This is a genomic window from Williamsia sp. DF01-3 (assembly GCF_023051145.1).
In the GTDB taxonomy this organism is placed as follows: Bacteria; Actinomycetota; Actinomycetes; order Mycobacteriales; family Mycobacteriaceae; genus Williamsia.
This window is the reverse complement of record NZ_JALKFS010000005.1, coordinates 291,584-311,964: the sequence shown is the minus strand read 5'-3', so window position 1 is coordinate 311,964 and position 20,381 is coordinate 291,584. Positions and strand designations below refer to the sequence as shown.

The 20,381-nt window shown below is 63.7% G+C and carries 20 protein-coding genes and 2 pseudogenes; 11 read left to right on the top strand and 11 right to left on the bottom strand.

Features of this window, described 5'->3' with window-relative positions; all coding sequences use genetic code 11:
- Positions 1-27 precede the first annotated feature (27 nt).
- Complete coding sequence (locus tag MVA47_RS03330; RefSeq protein ID WP_308280467.1) at positions 28-1,242, top strand: DUF3068 domain-containing protein; 1,215 nt, start codon at positions 28-30, stop codon at positions 1,240-1,242.
- A gap of 96 nt (positions 1,243-1,338) precedes the next feature.
- Here the strand turns inward: MVA47_RS03330 and msrA are convergent, their stop codons facing one another.
- A complete protein-coding gene (msrA, locus tag MVA47_RS03325) occupies positions 1,339-1,848 on the bottom strand; it encodes a peptide-methionine (S)-S-oxide reductase MsrA (RefSeq protein WP_247206665.1) in 510 nt (169 codons plus the stop codon).
- Positions 1,845-2,306: a peptide-methionine (R)-S-oxide reductase MsrB gene (gene msrB / locus MVA47_RS03320; protein ID WP_247206664.1), complete on the bottom strand. Its 462-nt coding sequence runs from the start codon at positions 2,304-2,306 to the stop codon at positions 1,845-1,847. Before msrB ends, msrA begins: the two co-directional genes overlap by 4 nt.
- Before the next feature lie 241 nt (positions 2,307-2,547).
- Here msrB and MVA47_RS03315 point away from each other — a divergent pair, with 241 nt between their 5' ends.
- Both MVA47_RS03315 and MVA47_RS03310 read left to right on the top strand, forming a co-directional pair.
- A complete protein-coding gene (locus MVA47_RS03315; RefSeq protein ID WP_247210551.1) occupies positions 2,548-3,795 on the top strand; it encodes a nitrate/nitrite transporter in 1,248 nt (415 codons plus the stop codon).
- Between the two features lie 250 nt (positions 3,796-4,045).
- Complete coding sequence (locus tag MVA47_RS03310; RefSeq protein ID WP_247206663.1) at positions 4,046-4,867, top strand: GGDEF domain-containing protein; 822 nt, start codon at positions 4,046-4,048, stop codon at positions 4,865-4,867.
- A 49-nt stretch (positions 4,868-4,916) separates the two neighbouring features.
- Here MVA47_RS03310 and MVA47_RS03305 read toward each other — a convergent pair whose 3' ends face one another.
- Positions 4,917-5,708, bottom strand: coding sequence for a hypothetical protein (locus MVA47_RS03305; protein ID WP_247206662.1), 792 nt, complete (start codon positions 5,706-5,708; stop codon positions 4,917-4,919).
- 250 nt (positions 5,709-5,958) lie between these two features.
- Between MVA47_RS03305 and MVA47_RS03300 the strand changes: the two genes are divergently transcribed.
- The gene (locus MVA47_RS03300) at positions 5,959-7,560 is read left to right on the top strand and encodes an alkaline phosphatase (RefSeq protein ID WP_247206661.1); all 1,602 of its coding nucleotides are present in this window, start codon (positions 5,959-5,961) and stop codon (positions 7,558-7,560) included.
- Between the two features lie 129 nt (positions 7,561-7,689).
- Here MVA47_RS03300 and MVA47_RS03295 read toward each other — a convergent pair whose 3' ends face one another.
- The 3 genes from MVA47_RS03295 to MVA47_RS03285 all read right to left on the bottom strand — a co-directional run bounded on the left by MVA47_RS03295 (position 7,690) and on the right by MVA47_RS03285 (position 11,330).
- Complete coding sequence (locus tag MVA47_RS03295; protein WP_247206660.1) at positions 7,690-9,000, bottom strand: lipase family protein; 1,311 nt, start codon at positions 8,998-9,000, stop codon at positions 7,690-7,692.
- A 68-nt stretch (positions 9,001-9,068) separates the two neighbouring features.
- Entirely contained in the window at positions 9,069-10,655 is a 1,587-nt protein-coding gene (locus tag MVA47_RS03290) for a GMC oxidoreductase (RefSeq protein WP_247206659.1), read from the bottom strand.
- A gap of 126 nt (positions 10,656-10,781) precedes the next feature.
- Positions 10,782-11,330 carry a TetR/AcrR family transcriptional regulator gene (locus MVA47_RS03285; RefSeq protein WP_247206658.1) on the bottom strand — a complete coding sequence of 183 codons (549 nt, stop codon included), beginning with the start codon at positions 11,328-11,330 and terminating at the stop codon, positions 10,782-10,784.
- 135 nt (positions 11,331-11,465) lie between these two features.
- Between MVA47_RS03285 and MVA47_RS03280 the strand changes: the two genes are divergently transcribed.
- Positions 11,466-11,873 (top strand): glyoxalase/bleomycin resistance/extradiol dioxygenase family protein, encoded by a 408-nt coding sequence (locus MVA47_RS03280; protein WP_247206657.1) that lies wholly within the window; start codon positions 11,466-11,468, stop codon positions 11,871-11,873.
- A 20-nt stretch (positions 11,874-11,893) separates the two neighbouring features.
- Here the strand turns inward: MVA47_RS03280 and MVA47_RS03275 are convergent, their stop codons facing one another.
- The 3 genes and pseudogenes from MVA47_RS03275 to MVA47_RS03265 form a co-directional block, all read right to left on the bottom strand.
- Positions 11,894-12,757: a hypothetical protein gene (locus MVA47_RS03275; RefSeq protein WP_247206656.1), complete on the bottom strand. Its 864-nt coding sequence runs from the start codon at positions 12,755-12,757 to the stop codon at positions 11,894-11,896.
- A gap of 93 nt (positions 12,758-12,850) precedes the next feature.
- Positions 12,851-14,226 (bottom strand): annotated as a pseudogene (locus MVA47_RS03270) (DUF2252 domain-containing protein).
- A 19-nt stretch (positions 14,227-14,245) separates the two neighbouring features.
- Positions 14,246-15,472 carry an EAL domain-containing protein gene (locus tag MVA47_RS03265; RefSeq protein ID WP_247206655.1) on the bottom strand — a complete coding sequence of 409 codons (1,227 nt, stop codon included), beginning with the start codon at positions 15,470-15,472 and terminating at the stop codon, positions 14,246-14,248.
- 164 nt (positions 15,473-15,636) lie between these two features.
- On the opposite strand from MVA47_RS03265, the gene dps reads away from it, so the two are divergent.
- The 4 genes and pseudogenes from dps (at position 15,637) to MVA47_RS03245 (ending at position 18,035) form a co-directional block, all read left to right on the top strand.
- Positions 15,637-16,173: a DNA starvation/stationary phase protection protein Dps gene (dps, locus tag MVA47_RS03260; RefSeq protein WP_247206654.1), complete on the top strand. Its 537-nt coding sequence runs from the start codon at positions 15,637-15,639 to the stop codon at positions 16,171-16,173.
- 160 nt (positions 16,174-16,333) lie between these two features.
- Positions 16,334-16,708: a nuclear transport factor 2 family protein gene (locus MVA47_RS03255; RefSeq protein ID WP_081729770.1), complete on the top strand. Its 375-nt coding sequence runs from the start codon at positions 16,334-16,336 to the stop codon at positions 16,706-16,708.
- 3 nt (positions 16,709-16,711) lie between these two features.
- Positions 16,712-17,703, top strand: a pseudogene (locus MVA47_RS03250) (alpha/beta fold hydrolase).
- A 14-nt stretch (positions 17,704-17,717) separates the two neighbouring features.
- Complete coding sequence (locus MVA47_RS03245) at positions 17,718-18,035, top strand: hypothetical protein (protein WP_247206653.1); 318 nt, start codon at positions 17,718-17,720, stop codon at positions 18,033-18,035.
- Positions 18,036-18,067: 32 nt separating this feature from the next.
- Here MVA47_RS03245 and MVA47_RS03240 read toward each other — a convergent pair whose 3' ends face one another.
- The gene (locus MVA47_RS03240; protein WP_247206652.1) at positions 18,068-18,544 is read right to left on the bottom strand and encodes a MarR family winged helix-turn-helix transcriptional regulator; all 477 of its coding nucleotides are present in this window, start codon (positions 18,542-18,544) and stop codon (positions 18,068-18,070) included.
- 188 nt (positions 18,545-18,732) lie between these two features.
- On the opposite strand from MVA47_RS03240, the gene MVA47_RS03235 reads away from it, so the two are divergent.
- Both MVA47_RS03235 and MVA47_RS03230 read left to right on the top strand, forming a co-directional pair.
- The gene (locus MVA47_RS03235) at positions 18,733-19,089 is read left to right on the top strand and encodes a Fe-S protein (RefSeq protein ID WP_247206651.1); all 357 of its coding nucleotides are present in this window, start codon (positions 18,733-18,735) and stop codon (positions 19,087-19,089) included.
- Between the two features lie 135 nt (positions 19,090-19,224).
- Entirely contained in the window at positions 19,225-19,452 is a 228-nt protein-coding gene (locus MVA47_RS03230) for a DUF3263 domain-containing protein (RefSeq protein WP_031332404.1), read from the top strand.
- Positions 19,453-19,461: 9 nt separating this feature from the next.
- Here MVA47_RS03230 and MVA47_RS03225 read toward each other — a convergent pair whose 3' ends face one another.
- Positions 19,462-20,346, bottom strand: coding sequence for a hypothetical protein (locus tag MVA47_RS03225; RefSeq protein WP_247206650.1), 885 nt, complete (start codon positions 20,344-20,346; stop codon positions 19,462-19,464).
- Between the last annotated feature and the right edge of the window lie 35 nt (positions 20,347-20,381).

Below are 20,381 nucleotides of genomic sequence, written 5' to 3'. Positions count from 1 at the left end.
GGTGCGGCGTCGGCCCGTCATGTCCGCTTGCCATACTTGTCGGGCCACCTCGGCATCCGAAGGGAGCTCACAATCAACAGGTTTCTGGCGCCCGCGCTGATCTTTTTCGGCGTCGCGGCCGTGACCGCTGCCATTGCCGTCCCGGTCTGGTTGGTCCCCCAGCTCAAGGTGGTGCCGCTTGATCTCGACATCACCACCGTGGCGGTGTCGCAGCCGGCCGGAATCACCGACGACGACGAACTGCCGGCAAAGGTCTTCGACCGCTGTTCGGTGTCCGGTCCACGCGCCGAGGTGTTCGACGCGCACCTCACCCAGCAGCGCCGCACCGTGGTCATCGAACCGTCTGACGCCGATCAGGTGACCGTTCAGTCCGGGCAGACCGTGCGGATCGACCGCATCCGCGACGGCGACGAGATCGTCGAGCCGGATGTTGCTGCTGTCGACAGCGCCCGCACGTGTTCCGACGGTGTGCTCACCGGCAACATCGATGTCGTCTCGATCAACCGGGAGACGAGCAAGCCGAACGGCGAGATCCACCGCCTGCACACTGTGCAGGCGCCGGCCGGCGTTCGAACCATCGAGGACGAGAGCAACTTCGTGGAGGCGCCGCGAGAGGGCTTCCAGTACAAGTTCGGCTTCGATGTCGAGAAGTCGGAGTACCCGTACTACGACGTCAACACCCGCCAGGACGTCCCGGCCAAGTTCGTCGGCGAGACGAAGATCAACGGACTCACCGCGTACGAGTTCGTGAGCGAGGTGCCCGAGATCGATCAGGTGCAGCTCGAGACCCCCAGCGGCGAACCCGCACCAGGGACGTCACTCGAGATGCCTGCGAGCTGGTGGGGCATCGAAGGTGTGCCTGCCGACGAGAAGATCGTGATGGACCGCTTTGCGACTGCCACGCGGCATGTGTGGGTGGAACCGAAGACGGGAACCGTCTTGCGCGGACTCGAAGAGCAGCACCAGTACTTCAAGTCGCCGGGTTGGGAAGATCCGGGTCTCGCCCAGCCCGTCCGCGACTTCCGGATGGACGTCTTCAAGGCGACGATGGCCTGGGATTCGGCAACCGAGGACCGGCAGTCGGACAAAGCCTCCGGCTATGTCGATCAGCTCCGATGGGGTGGTGTCATCATCCCGGCGATTGTGGGAACGATCGGCGGCATCTCGCTGATCGCGGGCATCGTGCTGCTGATCCGCCGTCGTTCTGACAGGCCCACGGGTGGTCAGAACCTCGCCGGCTGAGCAAAGGTCTAGACACGAATCAGGGCGACGCGCATTGTGCGCGTCGCCCTGATGTGTCATGTGCCGGTGATCAGACCGCGATCACCGGCGCGGTGATCATGCGCTGGCGTTCTCCCGCCGTGGCAGCTTCCAGCCCGGACGCACGAAGTGGCACGTGTACCCGTTCGGAATCCGCTGCAGGTAGTCCTGATGCTCGGGCTCGGCCTCCCAGAACGGTCCCGCAGGAACCACTTCGGTGACGACCTTGCCCGGCCACAGGCCGGACGCGTCGACATCGGCGATGGTGTCAAGAGCGACGCGCTTCTGCTCGTCGTCGGTGTAGAAGATCGCCGAGCGGTAGCTCATCCCGATGTCGTTGCCCTGCCGGTTCTTGGTCGACGGGTCGTGGATCTGGAAGAAGAACTCCAGTAGATCGCGGTAACTCGTCTGTTCGGGGTCGAACTCGATCTCGATGGCCTCGGCGTGCGTGCCGTGGTTGCGGTAGGTCGCGTTGGGGACGTCGCCGCCGGTGTAGCCGACCCGGGTAGCGATGACGCCCGGCTGCCGACGAACCAGTTCCTGGACACCCCAGAAACATCCGCCCGCCAGTATCGCCTTTTCGGTCATCGTGTGGCCTCCTCGCTGTTGAACAGATGCAGGTACTCGCCGTAGCCGGCGCTTTCCATCTCGGCGACGGGGATGAAGCGAAGTGCGGCCGAGTTGATGCAGTAACGCAGGCCACCCTCGTCGATCGGGCCGTCGTTGAAGACGTGCCCCAGGTGGCTGTCGCCATGGGTGGACCGGACTTCGGTGCGCACCATGCCGTGAGTGCTGTCCGTCTTCTCGACCACGTTCGCCGGTTCGATCGGCGTGGTGAAGCTGGGCCATCCGCATCCGCTGTCGAACTTTTTGGTCGACGTGAACAGGGGCTCACCGGACACGATGTCGACGTACAAGCCGGCCTCGTGGTTGTCCCAGAATTCGTTCCGGAAGGCCGGCTCGGTGGCCGACTTCTGGGTGACGGCGAACTGCGCCGGGTTCAACCGGGCGACGGCGTCAGGGTCTTTGCGATATTCATGCGACACGTTGTCCTCCTCGGGGGATTCGTCTCCGCTGGCTGCGGGACGGAGGTGTCACTCGGGTATGACAACACCAAGTGTGTCCCTGGTGTTCCTCCGACGCCAGTGGCGCATCAGCGGTCCTCGGTTGTTACCTAGGCTACCGATTGCGTACCCCTGAATGGCTGTGCGCACGCGACCGGTGTGGACTGAGGGCATCGCGGTGGCGGCGGGTCGCGGGATGAGCGAGTACAGCGAAGGAGGAACGGTGCGCGCTTGGGTGGTCTGGTCCGTCGGAGTGCTGGCGTATGTCGTCGCCGTTCTGGACCGGACAACTCTCGGAGTGTCCGGACTCGACGCCGCTGACCGGTTCTCAGCGAGTCCGAGTGTGCTCTCCACCTTCGTGGTGCTGCAGGTGATCGTGTACGCGAGTATGCAGATCCCGGCCGGTCTGCTGCTCGATCGATTCGGCAGCCGGGCGCTCATCGTGACGGGCGCCCTGATCATGGCCGTCGGCCAGATGACCCTGGCGCTCACCGAAGCCCTTCCTGCAGCCATCGTCGCCCGTGCTTTGGTCGGAGCCGGCGACGCCTTCACCTTCATCTCTGCCCTGCGGCTGGTGCCACGGTGGTTCACGCCCAAGCGGGTACCTCTGGTGACCCAGTTGACCGGCATCCTCGGTCAACTCGGCCAGGTGCTGTCGGCGGTGCCGTTCCTTGCCCTGCTGAACGGGCCGGGCTGGACGGCCGCGTACTCCTCGGCTGTCGCGCTCGGCCTTCTCACCGCCGCACTGGCACTGGCTCTTGTGCGTGACGCGCCCCCCGGCACCGAGTCTCCCTCCGAGTCGGTATCGGTGAGCGAGACACTGCGCAGCATCAAGATTGTGTGGTCGCGGCCGGGAACCAGGCTCGGGTTCTTCAGCCATATGGGCACTCAGTTCTCCATCACCGTCTTCGCGTTGATGTGGGGTATCCCGTATCTGACAGCGGGGCAGAACTTATCGGCGGGTGCGGCGGGCGCTCTGCTGAGTGCTTCGGTGGTGTCGATCATCGGTGCCGGGATCATCATCGGTTTGCTCACCGGCCGCTTCCCGGCTCGACGCTCCTGGCTCGTGCTGGGAATCATGGGTAGCAATGCGGCCATCTGGACTGTGGTGCTGGCATTGCCGGCACCCGCACCCACGTGGCTACTGGTGATCCTCGTGGTGGTCATCTCCGTGGGCGGGCCGGGATCGGTGGTCGGTTTCGACTTCGCGCGTACCTTCAATCCCAGCAAGAGCCTCGGAACCGCACAGGGCATGGTCAACATGGGTGGCTTCCTGGTGTCGCTGATCGTTATGCAGGTGATGGGCATCATCATCGGTGCGATGGGGGGCTACTCGTTCGACTCGTTCCGTGTTGCATGGACGGTGCAATATGCCGTCTGGCTGATCGCCGTCACCGGAATATTGACCACTCGTCGCAAGGCAATCCGTGAGATGGAACGCGAAAAACGTGCGCAGCTCGAGGAGTTTTGATCGGTCGTTGCGCATGAGCAGCGTGCATCCCTCTACGTTGGTGTCACGACGTGACTGGACATGCTCACTGGTGAGTCTTCGATGAGAAGGGCCAACGATGACCCGAAACAACCGCCCAGGCGGCCTGCACAGCGTGCCTACCAACGCGGACTGGCAGGGCGTTGCGGCCGTCATCGATGCGCTGCCGATCGGTGCGATTGTTCTGTCACAGAATGGGCTCCTGCAACTCGCCAATGACGTGGCAAGCAGCTTGTTCGAGCTCGACGAACGCCAGGTCGACGATATGTCGTTTCCGAAGGGATTCGGGATATTGTTCCACGACTCCCAGGGAGAACTCGTTGAGTCGCAAAGTATTTTATCTAATCCAGCCGATCATGACGACAAAATAGACACTGCGACAGTCTCTTTCGATGGCCTCAATGGTCAGAAGGTGTGGCTCGAAATGTCCCGAGCTAACCTACGGATCGACGATCCTGATTGCTCGGTGTTGCTGTCGTTCCGCGACATCACGGAACTTCATCTCTCGCGGAAACGTTTGTTCGCCGGCGACGTGAACGATCAGTTGACCGGACTTCCCAGGCTGCCCGCCGTCCTTGAGCACCTCGCCTCGCTGCTCGAGTCTCCGCCCGACGATGTCGGCCGCAGCAACGTTGTGATGGTCATCAATTTTGACAAGCTGAGAGAACTCAACGCCTCTTTGGGCCACCTACGTGGCGACGAGGCCCTCGCCGAGACCGCGCAACGCCTACGTGACTGCCTTCCCCAGCCCCATCTGCTGGGTCGGGTCGTCGGTGCAGAGTTCATCGCAGTTCTCCAAGGAGTGGATCAGGACTTCGTCGACGACGTCTCCGATTCCATCCACCTGGCGTTGACCGAACCGGTGGTCATCGAAGAGACTGCTGTCCGGTTGCGCGCCAGTGTGGGAATCACCCACATATCGCCACACGACGAACGCAGCCCAGAGGAGATCGTCAGCTCCGCCGACACTGCGATGTACGTCGCCCGCAACAAGGGCGGCGGCCACACCGTCGACTTCGGCTCTCTGCAAATTCGAGATGTCCTAGAAGACTGATCCTTCGAGCTCGGCGTGCGGAGGTTGTTGTCAGCGACTGGCTGTTCAGTCATTTTGGTGGAAAGCAGAAACCCATCGCAGCCACCAAGCCGGTGAGGCAGACAACCGCGACGTACGGCACTTGTGCCGAGTCTCCGCCAGCCAGAACAAAGAAGACGATGAAGAGCAGCATCCCGATGACTGCACTGACGTAGGCACTGAACACAACTCGGAACCATCTGTGTCGTGACACCCTCCGCTCACCGCCGCCGGAGGCTCTGAGGAAGAGTGCGCCAGTGCCAACGATGATCAGGGCCGCGATCGCCCCAGCCGGCACCGCCATCATTGCCCCGACGATGGCGCCCACGATCGTCGTCGAAGTGACTGCGCCAACATAGCCACCGGCCAGGGTTGCCAAAAAGAGGGAAGAGATCCACACCATACGAAGCCAATTCGTGGACTGTTGCCGCTTCTCGGTGGAATTGGCACCGATTCCGTTCGCCTCGCGTACTGCGTCGACCAAATGCACCGCGTCGGTAAGGCCTAGGGCGGGGTAGGTCTCGCGTAGTGCCTTGACTGCGTCGAGGCGGTTGTGTCCGTACACGGCCTGATCCACATCAGTGGCGGTTACATCCACATCCGGCAAAGCCGCATCGGGGGTGCGCCGGGTGCGCCACGCCCTTCTGGTCGACCATGCGGCCCCAAGGACCGTGCACACCCATACGGTCAGCAGAAACCAATCCCACGGGGACCCATCAGACGCTGCAGTCCCGATGAATGCCGGACCACCCAAAGCGACCATGACGACGAGGAACATGGTGGTCAGCAACCGATCGCTGGTCGCGTTCGGCTGACTCCCCATTCTGTGATCGTCGCACAGGCAACCGAGTATTTGTCTGGCTCATTGCTGCGGCTGTGGTCACAGCCATCCAAAACGTCAGGCCGATGTCTCGCGAGCAGTCGGATGATCGGCGAACCAGCGATACGCGGTAGCGGGCGATCCACCCGGGTCGATTTCAAGGAGTGGAGTTGACCCCGACGAAACCTTACGTTCGCCGGCCGTGGGTGTTCTGTTTCGATTCGCGTCTTTCGGGGTCGACAACCTGTGGGGTATGCCTGAGACGAATCCCATGTTGAACCGCCGTACGCTGCTGCGCGCCGGCGCCATCGGCGCTCTGCTCATCCCGGCCGGAAGTGCACTTGCGGCATGTGGCGGGTCCGGGTCGGCAACGTCACCATCGTCGAGCGGACTGGCGGTGCCACGCCCGCGGCTCACCCACGGAGTCGCAAGCGGAGATCCGCGCGCCGATGGTGCCCTCATCTGGGCGCGCTCCGACACCCCGGCGACCATGTTCGTCGAGACATCCGCAACCGAGTCTTTCACTAATACAGGGCAATTTAGCGGCCCGATGCTCACGCCGGCATCGGACGGAACCGGACGTGTGCGACTCACCGGCCTCGAGCCCGGCCAGACAATCCACTACCGCGTGATCCTCGAGGGAGAAAACGGCGCTCGGTCCGAGCCCCTGACCGGTGTATTCAACACGGTGCCGGCGCGACCAAAAGAGATGCGCTTCGCTTGGTCGGGAGATGTTGTGGGGCAGGGTTGGGGCATCAACGAAAGCCTGGGAGGTATGGCGATCTTCGGCGCGATCGCTGATCTGAAGCCCGACTTCTTCCTGCACTCCGGTGATGCAATCTATGCAGATGGCCCGGTCGCGGAGTCGCAGCAGCAGAACAACGGTGGCACGTATGTCAACGTGACATCGGACGCGAAATCGCATGTGGCCGAGACGCTGGACGATTTCCGCGGCAACTACGCCTACAACCTGACCGACACCCACTACCGTAGGTTCGCCGCTAACGTCCCGCAGATTGTTCAGTGGGACGACCACGAGGTGGTCAACAACTGGTTCCCCGGGGAGTCCCTCGCCGGGCAGGATCGCAAGGGCTACACCGAAACCGATGTGGACAAACTCGCTGGTTTCGCCGCGCAAGCCTGGCAGGAGTGGCAGCCCGTCCAACCCAGTGAAGCCGTCGACGGACGTCTGTACCGCAAGATTGCCTATGGCCCGGACTTGGACCTCTTTGTCCTCGACATGCGTAGCTACAAAGATCCGAACCCGGATGCTTGGAGCCCGAACAGCCCGGAGGGTGTCCTCGGGGCCAAGCAGACGCAGTGGCTCATCGACGGATTGAAGATGTCGTCGGCGACGTGGAAGGTCGTGGCGAACGACCTACCCCTGTCGATCGTCGTGCCTGACAAAGCTACGGACCCCGTCGAAGGCCCGAAATCGATGGAAGGTGTTGCCCAGGGAGACAACGGCCAACCGCTCGGCCGCGAGATCGCGTTCTCCAGAGTCCTGTCCCAGACCAAGAACGTCCCCAACATTGTCTATCTGACCGCCGACGTGCACTACACCGCCGCCATCTCGTATGACCCGAGCCGAGCCGGGTTCACCGACTTTGCGCCGTTCTGGGAGTTCGTGTCGGGTCCACTGAACGCCGGCGCGTTCCCGGAAAGCCCGCTCGATGGAACGTTCGGTGCCCGGTATGAGTTCGTGCACGCGCCGACGGAAGCGAACGTTTCACCGGCCGAGGGCTTTCAGCACTTCGGTGAGGTGACCATCAACCCCGAAGATCGCACCTTCACGGTGAATCTGCGTGACGCGAAGGGTGTCAGTCTCTACTCGAAAGTACTGACGGCTGTGTGACGGAGTCGGCGTCATCGGCGTCAGTCCAGCGAATCGGACGTACCGAGCGCACCTCGCAACGTCGTGATCACCTCGGCCCTGATCTGTGAATCGATCCGGTCACTGGTGGCCGCGAGAGGGCCGGTCTGGTCAGTCGAAGGTGCAGCCGGCGACGGGCTTGTTTGCAAACCGATCCATGAGGTAGTCGACGGCGCCACCCGTTCCTAGACCGTCGATGAGATCGGGTCCGAAGTGGTTGGGCAACACCAAGCCCGGGGTGATGGGCGGCAGCTGGTTGGTGCGGAACGTGACGTCGGCGCCCTTCTCACACCACTCGCCTGCGAGCTGCCGCGCCTGCTCGTACGGGATGGTGTCGTCGTTGATGCCGCTGGTCACGAACACCGGACTCGCCGGTGTCAGGGTGCCGATGCGTTGTTCCTCGAAGATGGGAGCAGCTTCGGGAATGGTGTCGAGGTTCTCGAGTAGAGACTTGCCGTCCCTGGTGAGCGAGCTGGTGCGCAAGAACGGTTGCTGGAAGATCACATCACCGATGCACTCGGTGCCCAGGCGATCCAGCATCGCCTGTCCCGCAGGCGTTGTGCGTTCGGCGAGGGGCTTCTTGAGCGCGGGATGGCGTGCGACGAAGCCGTTGATTGCGTAGCCGATGACACCCCCGATCAGATTGCCGTCGACCTTTGCCAGTACGTCGAGGAGATCCGCCGGGGGCGCGCCTGCCCAGGTGCCCTTGAGGTTGAGCTCGGGGGCGTCGGTCGGCTGTAGTTCGGCCGCGGACGCCGATGCCCCACCACCTTGGGAGTACCCCCAGAAAGCTATCGGCGTGCGAGAACCGGTACCGCTGAGTGTGTTTGCCGCTCGGGCAGCATCGATCATCGCGTGGGCTTCCTCGACGCGGTTGACGTATGTGTGGATGCCCGGTGTGCCCAGCCCGACGTAATCGGTGACGAACACCCTCGCGCCCAGGGCATTCCAGCGTGCCGCCGACAACGCTTCTTGATTCGCGGAGAAGGAAAGAGGGTCGGTTTGTGCGATCAACCCGGTGGCGAATGCTCGCGACGGTGCGCATTGATCGCCTTGACCCATGGTGCCCGGGCCGATGATGACGGTCGGCCGCTCGCCCTCGCCTTGCCACGGCTGGGTCGAGTCGATGAAGGTGCCGCTGACCGGCGTCGGCTCACCGTTCTCCAGACGCGAGGTGTAGAGGACGCGGCTTGCTGAACCCGGCCACGGGCCGTTCACACCCGGGATCGACACCAGCAGGGGCATCGACTCGGTTCGGATCACCGAACCCGGAGTGGTCGAATACTCGGCGGGCGTGCTGTAGAAGTCCGAGGACGGGGCAGCCGACGCAGACGGAGCCGCGCCTACGGCGGCAGCCGTCACCACCGAGACACTCAGCGCCAGAATCGCGAAGCGAACCCGCCTGGTGGCTCCGCTGCGCATGGAGAGGTTGTGTAGCAACGTGATTCCTGACTATGAAAGGGATTCGCCGACCGCTGGTGATCGTGGACTCAGATGACCGTACCGACATCGGTGGTGACGAGATGATCGAGTGCCCGTTCAGCCACAGCGGCGATGGTCATCGACGGGTTGCACGCTGCCGAGTTGCCGGGCATCAGCGCGCCGTCGAGAACGTAGAGACCGCGTTGCCCACGCACGCGACCCTCGAGGTCGCACACCGAGCCCATGCTGGCACCACCGAGCGGATGCCAGGTGGAAGGGAAGAACTCGTTGGTGTCGGTGAGGATGCCGCCCGGTCCCGCGATCTTGCGCACCGTGGGGCCGATATGGCGGTTCTGGATCTCTGCGTCACTGTCGGTGGGCCACCGCAGGATCGCGTCGTCACGGTCGGAGTCGTAGTGGAAGCGGCCGCGTCCTGTGCTCACTCCGTAACCCACCATCATCGTGCTGCGGGCATCAAATGACAGCGGCGGCACCGACGCCTGGATCACGGTGTGCGCGGCGTTCGGGTCGGACCAGTTCTTGCTGCCGTAGATGACCGGCCCACCTTGCGGCGCCCCGAACTCGGTCTCCAGATTGGTCCACACGTAGATGCGGTCGGCGTTGCTGCCCCAGTTGCCGCCGAGGTCGTCGGGCATGTCGGGTATCTGTCCCTTTGCCGCGGCGCGCATCAGCAACTTGGAGGTGTTCATACTGCCGGCGGCCATCACGAGTGCGTTGGTGGTCAAGATCTTGTTCTCGAGAACGTTTCCGGCCGAATCGATCCGGTCCACATAGACCCGCCAACGGCCTTCGGGTGTCCGCTCGACATCGGTGACGTGGTGCTGCGTGTGCACGGCAACCCGCCCGGTCGCTTCGGCCGCAGCGATATAGGTGACGTCGACCGAGTGTTTTCCGCCGTTGTTCACGCCGAGTGCGCCGTCGCCGTTGGTGTACGAGGGTTTCATCTTCCCGCGCAGCTCGTCGAGGGCAAAGTTCCAGTCGATCGGCATCGGGATCTTCGACACCGGCAGGCCCGCTTCGCGAACGCTTTGGGCGAACACCCGCGCGGCCCGGTAGTTCGGGGTGCCGATCAGCTCGTCGGGTGCTTCCGCGAGCCGGAGCATCTTGGCGACACGGGGGTAGTGGACACGATTCATGGTCGCCCAGTCGAGTTCCTGGGGGAAATGTGTGTTGAACACCGATTCTTCGGGTTGCAGCGTCATGCCTTGATAGACCAGCGACCCACCGCCGACCCCGGCCGCACACAGCGCGGTCATGTTCTCGCCGGGGACCGCCTCGAGCAGTCCGACGTAGGGCTCGAACACGGCGGGTTTGCCGAACAGTTGAGGCGCAGACCGGTACCAAAGAATGCGCTTGTCGGGCGTGGTGGCTCTGGGGAATGTCTCCGAGTTCGGACCTGTCGCCCAGCGCCTTCCGCGTTCGAGCACCGTTACCGGCACACCCGCTTCAGCCAGACGGAGTGCGGCGACACCGCCACCGAATCCCGAGCCGATGACGATCGCCCGATGGTCTTCACGGACAACCGGGGTGCGCTTTCGCGGTGTGGGATTTCCGCGGGCGATGGCCGGACTCGCGATGGCGGCTCCGACCACGGCAGCGCCGGTCAGAAAGGAACGGCGGTCGAACGCGGACATAGATCCCCCGAATCACGAACTGGACAAACCCCGAATGCCCTGGCCGACGCGAGTGGTGACCGTTCTGCAGGCGTGGTCAAAACTAGACAGTAATCGGCCAATGTGTCAATAATTACATCCGGGCCATCAAGTGGGTTCCAGCGCAGGCCGAAGCCACAGGGTGAGGAATTGGCGTAGATCATCGTCGGTGTGTACGGCGTCGCTGTCGAACAGCACCACCGACAAGCCGAGGCGCAGAGCGATCTCGACGATGTTGTCGAGGTTTTCCGCGACGTGGGGATCTCGAGCTGCCAAAGGCGAGAGGAACTCGCGGGCAACCGGTTTCGCTCGCGACATCATGCCGGTGTCGAACACGGGGTTGCCCTGCTGTGCTCGTAGCAGCAGAGCGAGTACGGGGTCAGCGCGCACCGCAGATCGTCCGGCCACGATGAGTTCGACAACATAGGCGATCGAGGTGTCGATGGTGTCCACCCGGGCGTGGATGTCTCCCAGCACGTGGACGGTGAGATCGGCGATCGCCGAAGAGACCAGTTCCTCGCGGGACCCGAAGATGGAGTAGACCGTCTGCCGCGACACCCCCGCGGCGTGTGCGGCAGCAGCGATGTTGACGCCGTCGAACCCCTGCTCGGCGATGAGTGCACGAGTGGCTTCGAGGATCTTGTGCCGCGACCGCATATCCGACATTATCGCCCCACGCTGCACAAATCTGTCGGACCCGGCTCCCGGAATCGAAACAGGCTGAGAAGCAAACGGATACGCGACTAGTCTGGGCGACAACACCGATGTCATGGCTGCAAGGAGGCTTCAATCGTGTTCACCGAGTTGTTCCCCATCCTGTCCAGCCGAGATCTCGATCGCCTCGTCGCCTTTTATCAACAGGCATGCGATGCCCAACTGGTCTACCGGTTTCCGGAAGAAGGGCCCGCGGTTTATGCGAGTCTGCAGATCGGGAAGTCGTCTTTCGGAATCGGATCAGATTCCTCAGCACCGGAGACACCCAGCCGGGGAGCGCTGTGGCTGTACGCAGAGAGCTGTGAGGACGGGTTCGACGCGCTGGTGTCTGCGGGTGCCACGGTTGTCAGTCGGCCCACTGACATGCCCTGGGGCGAGCGGGTTGCAGACGTGACCGACCCTGACGGCAACCTGATCCATGTGGGCCAGCGACCCGAACCCGTCGAAGACCCGGAACCCACTGAGCTGCAAGGTCATCCGACCTGATCAGTGGGCTCCGGGTGCACTCACACGACTGGCGACACCGGACCGCCGGTGAGCACGCGGTACGCGTAAGTGCTTGCGATGAGCGTGACCGGAATGGTCACCAGCAGGCCGACCAAGCAAAGGATCGCGCCGAGGACGTTGAGCCCGAAGCAGGCCAGCGCCAACAGGAGCAGTGACCCGATGTTCTTCGATGTCAGTTCGAAGCTCGACTTGATCGCGGTGAAGGCGTCCTGATCACGATCGATCGCGAAAGTCAGTGCGTACCAGGTCAAATACAAGACTATGAGGCCGGGGATGATCAGCAGGATGAACCCGACGACGGTTGCTACGCCCACCAGGACCGCGATGATGAACACCGCGCTGAGATTGCGGAAGTTGAAGAACGCGCCGATCGGGGGCCGGTTACCGTCGAGCTCGGCGAGAGCGCCGTTGGTGAACGCGGCACGGAACAACGTGCTGACGATGAACGACAGCACCGTCCCGATCACACTGAGCGCGGCCCCACCACCGGACAACTCATTCTGGAAATCAAAGCCGGAGAACGCGAACTGGACAAACCAGCTGGCCACCAGGGACAGCAGGCAGATCGCGATCCAGGCGCCGGCATTTGCCTTGTATTTGGACCATCCGTAACTCAGAGCCGAGCCGACCGATAGTTGCGGTGGTCCGAAGCCGGCAGGCCCGGGGTAGCCACCCTGAGCGGAGTACTGATCCATCGGAGGAGGTGGTGGCGGGAAGCCGCCTTGAGGCGGAAAGCCCTGGCCGGGCGGTGGATAGTTCTGGCCGCCGGGTGGGGGGTACTGCCCGGCCGGTGGCTCTGGCTGACCCGAACCCTTCCCGAGGGGGACGTTGGGTTCGTTCTCGCGCGGTGGGTACTCGGTCATGGCCTGCTCCTACGTCGGTGCGGCTGGTCGATTGTGCACACTGTTCTGACCAAAGCCCGTATGTAGGTGCGGTGTCAAGTAATACGCGTGGTGTTAGCCGAGCTGTGCCTCAATCGTTCCCGCAGCGACAGCGGCGACCAGTTCAGCGTGGTCGCGTTCGGTCTGGTCGGCGTAGTTCACCGCGAACGCCGCGATGTCCTTGTCGATCACCTTGCCACCGCCGAAGTAGCCGGCCAGCAGGCGCGGGTCGACCGACCGCGAGTGAGCTCGCGCCAGCAATCCGCCCGCCAGGCGCCCGTAGTCATCGAGCAGACTGCCCTTGAGGGTGGTGGGGTCGATGTCGCCTTTGAGGTTTCGGAACTGTCGGACGATGAACGGGATCCCACCGATCGTCGTCCAGCCGAGCAGGATATCGGTCTCGGCCTGAACCATCCGTGCGCCGTTGACTATGCGCCGGCCCTCGTGCCGGGGAGTGTCGGCTGCAACGTAGGGGGCCAACGCCGATGGCTTTGCCTGTTTCACCTGCATCACAAGGTCTTCCGAGCGATTCCCGTGCAGCAAGGCCACGTAGTTCCGAAGGCCCACGCTGCCGGTACCCACTATCCGGAAGGCCACATCGGACACCGCGAATCGGGCGATCAGGTTCCGTCGCGACTCGCGCAGCGTGTCGACGTAGTCCGTCAGGCCGTCGATGACCGCATCAGCGGTAGCGGCGTCCACCCGGGTGAGGTTCGGTGGATCGGCGACGAACCGGTGCCGCAGGATTCCGGTGGCAGGGTCGTCGACCTGTTGCGTCCACTTCGCCACCACCTTCTCGCTCGTGTTCCTCATCGCCTTGTCTGCGGCAGCCTCGAAGCTGTCCAGCAGAGAGTCGGCTTTGACCTGATCCAGAACCGAGACGTCAGGGATCACTGACCACGACCGCAGAAAAGGCGCGTCGGCGAGCTTCTTCATCGTTTTGCGATACGACTTCACGGCGTCCTCCGCGGCTTCGCGACAGCCGGATTCCGAGACCCCGCCCTGCCGGCCCGCGAGCACCAGACTCGCCGAAAGGCGCTTGAGGTCCCACTCCCACGGCCCCGGGATGGTCTCGTCGAAGTCGTTGATGTCCATCACGATCTTGCCGTCGGGGGTCCCGTACAACCCGAAATTGGCGGCATGCGCATCGCCGCACAATTGTGCAGGCAGCCCGCTGTCGGGTGTACCGGCCAGGTCGGCCGCCATCAGACCGGCCGCACCGCGGAAAAAGAGAAAGGGGACGCGGTCATCCGCCCGATGCGCAGCGGAATGAGGTCGGGCATCCGGCCTTCGTTGCTGGCAGCGATGTATTCGAGCACGCCGGGTCGATCCCTGGCCGCGGCGCTGTGGGCGTGAGCACCGGGTGCAAGGTCCTCGCGCAATCGACGTCCTTGCTCGAGGACATCATCTGCGCGCACGAACCGGCGCAAGTCGATCGTCTGTCTGGCCATGCCGGCGCCCTCCGTCGAATCAGTCAGCCACTCGCGGGGTGGTGAATCGGGCGAGGATGGCGTGCGCCGCACGGGATGCGAGGTCACGGTTGTAACTCTGGACCACGTCGAAGGTGCGATCGAGGTCGGGGACCGGTTCGTGCCGGTCTCGCGCGGACAGGAGTGCCGAGGCGTGCGGGCCGAGAACCACCACCGTCCACTCGTTGACGAGGTCATCATCCGGGTCGAGCGGGGCGTGCTGAACGTTTCCGTCGAGCATCTGCGGCAGGCCGACGCCGTACACACCGGCGAAACCGGCTTTGTCCGCCAGGGAACGCCAACGCCGTGCCGTCGCCGGCGTGAACTGCCGAGCCTCCTGAAAGGTGCCCAGCACCAGGGTTCCCGGGCCGGCGGCCGCAGCCTGCGTCGCCAGGGCCTTGCTCATCTCGATCAGCAGGCGTTTGTCGCCGGGGCGGGGAACGTGACTCGCACTGACGATGGCGTACGGGGTGGTCGCCGAATCATCGTCTGCGGGGCCGGCCGCGGTGTCACGCGGCGGAAGCGCAGCCAACGGCTCGCCGGCGAAAAGTGCCGGGCTGTGGGCGGTCGGGAACAGGGCACCCATTCCGTGGGTGGCGCCGACCGTCTGCGCGGCCACCCGCAGCGCCTCGCTGTCGACACCTTCGGCGATGACCAGAGCCCCGGTCCGTTCCGCATGGGCGGCCAGTGCGTGGGCCAGCCCGGCGATCTCTGGATCGCGGGTACGAGCCAGTAACTCTGCAGGGGTGAAGATCACGTCGGGTTCGATCAACCACAGCAGCGTCAACGCGCGATCATCGAGTCCCAATCGGTCCACGCAGATCAGACGACCCGCGGCACGGGCCGCGGCGACCTCGTCCAACACCGAGCGGGGCCGGCGGAAGGTCTCGCCGGGGTCTACGGAAAGAAGCAGATGGCCCTCGGGCGGCGCCGCGAACGTGAGGTGAACGGGCGACAGCAGATCAACAGTCGCAAAGGTGGGCACGGTGGTCGTCGCTGGGGCCGCGTTGAAGAAGGAAAGCTTGCGACCGTCGACGACGTCGGTCTGCTGCATCATCCGCGCAGCGCGGCGCAGCGATTTCGGGGTGTTCAGGGCCGTGTCCCCGCGTCCACGGACCTGTAGTTCCACAGCGACCAGCGCATCGTCGGCGAGCCGGCGAATGGGTGCGTAATGCGGTACGAGTTCGAGTCCCTCGAAGATCTCGTCCGACTCAGAGGTCGAGGTCACCGGTTGCCACTGTCAAGCACTTGCGTTCGATCATCAACCCAGCCAACCACACGGTAGGCCCAGGTGTACGCCCGCCCGTTACCGAACTGTTATGGCAAGGTCGCAGTTCGGTCTCGGCGGCACGGTCGGGTTTGAGATCTGGGTCGGCAGGGCAAACTGCGGTCATGACTTTTACCGCGCCTGGCCTCTCTGATGACGCCACAAAGAAACTGGTCACTGTCCTGCAGGAACGTCTCAGCGCGTTCAACGACCTCCATCTGACTCTGAAGCACATCCACTGGAACGTTGTCGGTGCCAACTTCATCGGCGTTCACGAAATGATCGATCCCCAGGTCGAACTCGCCCGCGGTTACGCCGACACGCTCGCCGAGCGCATCGCGACCCTGGGTGGCTCACCGAAGGGCACCGCCAAGGCGATCGAAGAGGATCGGTCCTGGAACGACTACTCGGTCGGTCGCGACACGGTACAGGCCCACCTCGGTGCCCTCGACCTCGTCTACGTCGGTGTGATCACCTCGCAGCGTGAGGCCATTGCCGTTGCGGGTGAGATCGACCCGGTCACCGAAGACATCCTGATCGGCCAGACCGCTGAACTGGAGAAGTTCCAGTGGTTCGTCCGTGCGCACCTCGAGAACGCTTCGGGAGAGCTGGCCAACGCCGGCGCAAGCACTGAGCAGGGCGCCGCCGACCAGAGTCGCTGACCGCTCACGACAACCATCTAAGTCATCTCGAGGTGCTCACCCATTGCGGGTGGGCACCTCGTGGCGTTGGTGGGGGTTTGAACCTTTCCGGGACTCAGCCGGCCATCACGGGTAACGTCCTCGAACTAGAACATGTTCTAGTCGATGAGGGAGATGCGAAATGCCGAGTGTCGAGGAAATCAAGAAGGTCGTCGAGTCCTACGTGGACCTGGTGGCGAACGGCAAGCCAGAGCAGGTCGCCGATCTGTACGCAGAGGGCGCGACGGTCGAAGACCCGATCGGCGCCGACGTGCGCAGCACGCGCGAATCGATCGTGGAGTTCTATGGCGTGATCGCTGCGATGGACAAGACCACCGCTGAGCTGCATTGGTCCAAGATCGCCGGCGACACGGCAGTCTTCGAGTTCACCCTCATCACCGAGGCCGGCGGCTCCGCATTCAAGATCACGCCCGTGGACATCATGGTCTTCGATGACAACTGCAAGATCACCAGCATGCGTGCGGTGTGGAGCCAGGAAGACCTCCAGCAGGTCTAGTCGGTGCCCTACCGAACACTGACGGTCGACGGATTCACGTGGAACCTCGTGGACGACGGACACGGTCCGGCCGTGCTGTTGCTCCACGGGTTTCCTGGGCTCGCCTACAGCTGGCGTCACCAGGTTGAGCCCCTGGTGGCGGCCGGCTTCCGTGTCATCGCGCCGGACATGCCCGGCTACGGGGCCACCGATTCGCCCGGCGGCGTTGCCGAGTACACCTTCGCCGCAGTCGCCGATCGTGTGGTCGCGCTGCTCGACTCCCTTGAGGTGCAACAGGCAACCGTTGTGGGCCACGACTTCGGTGCCCCGACAGCATGGACCATTGCCCTCGAGCATCGCGACCGGGTGGCCGGTCTGGTGCTGCTCGCCATGCCTTACGCCCCAGACCGGCTGCCGATCAGACCGTCCGACGCCTATTCGGCTCTGGCACAGCAACATTTTTTCATTTCGAGTACTTCATGCAGCCAGACCTCGCCGAGGCCGAACTGAACGCGAAACCGCGGGAGTTCCTCATGCGGTTGTTCCACGCCTTGTCGGGGAACTTTCGCTATCTCGACATCTGGCAGCATCCGAGCCACCGCGACGGCCGCCGACTGGGATACCTCGATGTGCTGCCCGCAGCCCCGCAGTTGCCGTGGTCGTGGTTGTCGGAAGGCGACCTCGACGAGTACGAGACCGCCTTCCGCAGAACCGGATTCACCGGTGGTCTGAACTGGTACCGCGCCGCGGACCTCAACTGGGAGAGAGCCGTCGACGGTCGTGTGATCGACGTCCCGGCCTGTTTTCTCGCCGGCGGCGAGGACCCGGTGATCACGATGGCAGGTCGCAAAGCCATCGGCCGGATGCGCGAGACGATGCCCAGGCTTCAGGCAGTCCGCACCTTCGACGGTGCCGGCCACTTCATCCAGATGGAGCGGGCAGACGAGGTGACCGCGGCGTTGATCGGCTTCGCGAGGTCGGTGCAGGACGGTGTTCCAGCTGTGGGCTGCACCTGAGGGAGTTCTCGAGGGTGCAGTGTGAACCAATCCGCCGCATCGTCGGCGACGAACTTCCCATGTACACACTCCAGAAGGCGGCGGACATGGCAAGCAGCGTGCGAACAGTCGATGACGAGGCGCGTTCTTCAGGTGACTCGATGAGGAGTCGGGGCGATGCGGAGACAGGCGTCAGGAGTATCGAGTTGGTTGGCGACGACGGCACGGTGACCACGCTTCTCCAGCGCGCAGACGGGACCATCGAGATCCACACTGCGGCGATGTCGTCGGTCGGGCGCGCAGTTCGGGTGCCGCCGACGGGTTCCGCCGTCGCATACGCCACCAACTCCTGATACCCGACAAGGCGGAGAGGTTGCGGTCGACGTCACCCGGAGTCGAGACTCCGCAGGAGTTTCATGAACGGCAACATCATGTCGTTCAACGTCTCCATGTCGAGGTGTTCTGCGAGCAGGGCATCCAACTCCGCGTACCACGAGTAGCCCACGGCCAGTAGTCTTTTGCCTTCCTCGGTCACGAAGAGCGTTGCTGTGCGGCCCCTTCCGCCAGTCGTCGTCCTCTCCACGGCGCCGATCGCCTCCAGCTTGTTCAAGGTCGCCTGCATGCTTTGCGGGGTCACAGACGCACGGCGTGCGAGCTCGCTGTAGGAGATCCCGGGCCTCCGTGACAGGTGGCCCAGAGCCGACAAATGGCGAATGGCAATACCTTCGGCCGCCAAGCGGGACTCCACCCGCGCGCGCATCCGGTTGCCCAGGGCTATCAGGACGAAGGCTGCACTCGAGGGCGCGATGCCACCCTCGGCGGCGGTCGGAGTCACCTCGGCACTCCGATCGTCCTCCGGCACGTTGACATTCCTCACTCGTCGATTCCGACCAACAGTAGACCACCGTGGGGGGTGAGTGCGGCCGAGAATGAGGCGCCGATCCGACGGTTTGACATGCGAGCATCCTCGGTTACAGTCTGACTGAAACTGCCGCAACCAGTGGGCGCCAGACGAGGTCTGCCCTGTGGCGGCCGAGGCAAGGGGTGAGCGTGGACGTACTTCGTAACGTCGTGATCTGGTTTCATCTGATCGGGTTCGCCGTGACCTTCGGTGGCTGGGCGGCGGAGGCGCTGGCACGCCGTTTCAGGACCACCGCGGCGATGGACTACGGCTTGCTGGTCTCCTTGATCAGCGGGGTCGTGCTGGCTTTACCCTGGCCTGCCGGTGTGGAGACCAATTGGCCGAAGGTAGGCCTCAAACTCGCCATCCTCGTCGTCCTGGGTGGGGTTCTCGGTGCGGGGAACGCGAAGCAGCGACGCACGGGCCGTCCCGTCCCGCGGCCGCTCTTTTTCGCGGTGGGGGTGTTGTCCCTCTTGGCCGCCGGGATCGGTGTCATCTGGCGGTGAGCGCGTACTTCCGATCATGTGTGATCTAAATCTCGCATCGCACCGAAGTTTGCGGTATCAAGAATTGATGGCCCGACGCAGAAACCGTCGGTCAGCCGTGATTCTTCTTTCGTCGATTGGGGAGGTGTGTTTGCGATGTCGCTGAAACCCCAGCAGCAGCAAATGGTGGAGTTCGAGTCGCACTGGTACCAGTTCGGCGGTGGCCCGTCCGATCAGATCCGTGAGCGGTTCGGCATGCCCGTCCGGGACTTCTTCGCCGAATTGAACAACATCGTCGACGAAGAACCGCCGTCGTCGCTCAATCCGCACGATGTCGAACGGATGCGCGGAGTGATCCGACGCCGGCTCTGGCTCGCCAGCTGACCGAACCGGTTACTTCTTCTTGGTCCCTGGGAGGATTCCCGCGTCGATCACCGATTTGACGAATGGCTTTGTCGCCGTGAGCAATTGCTCGGTGTCGCCGTCTGTGCACCAGGCAGCCGCGGCTGCATCGTCGGTGAGTTCCTCGATGTGGTTGTAGAGGTCGGCGCCGGCTGCAGTGAGGATCTCGCCCGACTCCGTCTGATCGATCAACCCCCGCACCCGCAGGTTGTCCGCGGCCGCACTCCAGTCGTCCTCGGACCAGCCGCGGGTCACCATCACCAGCTTCTTACCGAGCAGACGGCGCCGCACCGTGGGGTCGGGATGCTGTGCCTCGTGAAGCACCAGGGCTTCGAGCCGGTCCAGGCCCGCGGTGACCAACGCGGCGATGTGGGCGTCACCCCGCCACTCGCGGACGATTGCGATGGAATGCCACAGCCGAACGTGCGGTTGGGTCGGCGGCTGCGAGTTGGCCCACGCCGCGGCAAGCGGGCGCCCGCCCATGGGCAGGTCTGCGGCCTTCTGGGCGTAGCGATCCGCCAACTCGTCGAGTACCGGATTTCCGACGTGATCACCGAGTGCGCGGCCCAACGTCTCGTCGAGCATTTGGTAACGGCGGTCGTTCACCACGTCCAGGCCCACGGCCTTGGCGGCATCCCACCCGGGACCGACCACCGCGGGGCTGAAGTTGAAGAACGCCGCAGCGACAACCGAGGCGTCGCATGGCCCCAGCGGAGCACCCCGAGCGCCCACATACCAGCCGTGGAAGTCCAGTCCGGTGTCGGCGCAAGCGGCTTTGATGTCGGGGCTGAAGTAGGCGACGACGTGAAACGGTTCGAGGGTCTCGTACGCCGCCCGGGCAAGTGCCCGATCGGATTCTGAATACTTCAACGTCATGTTCTCCCCAACTGCCGATTGCGCGGTGTGCCCGA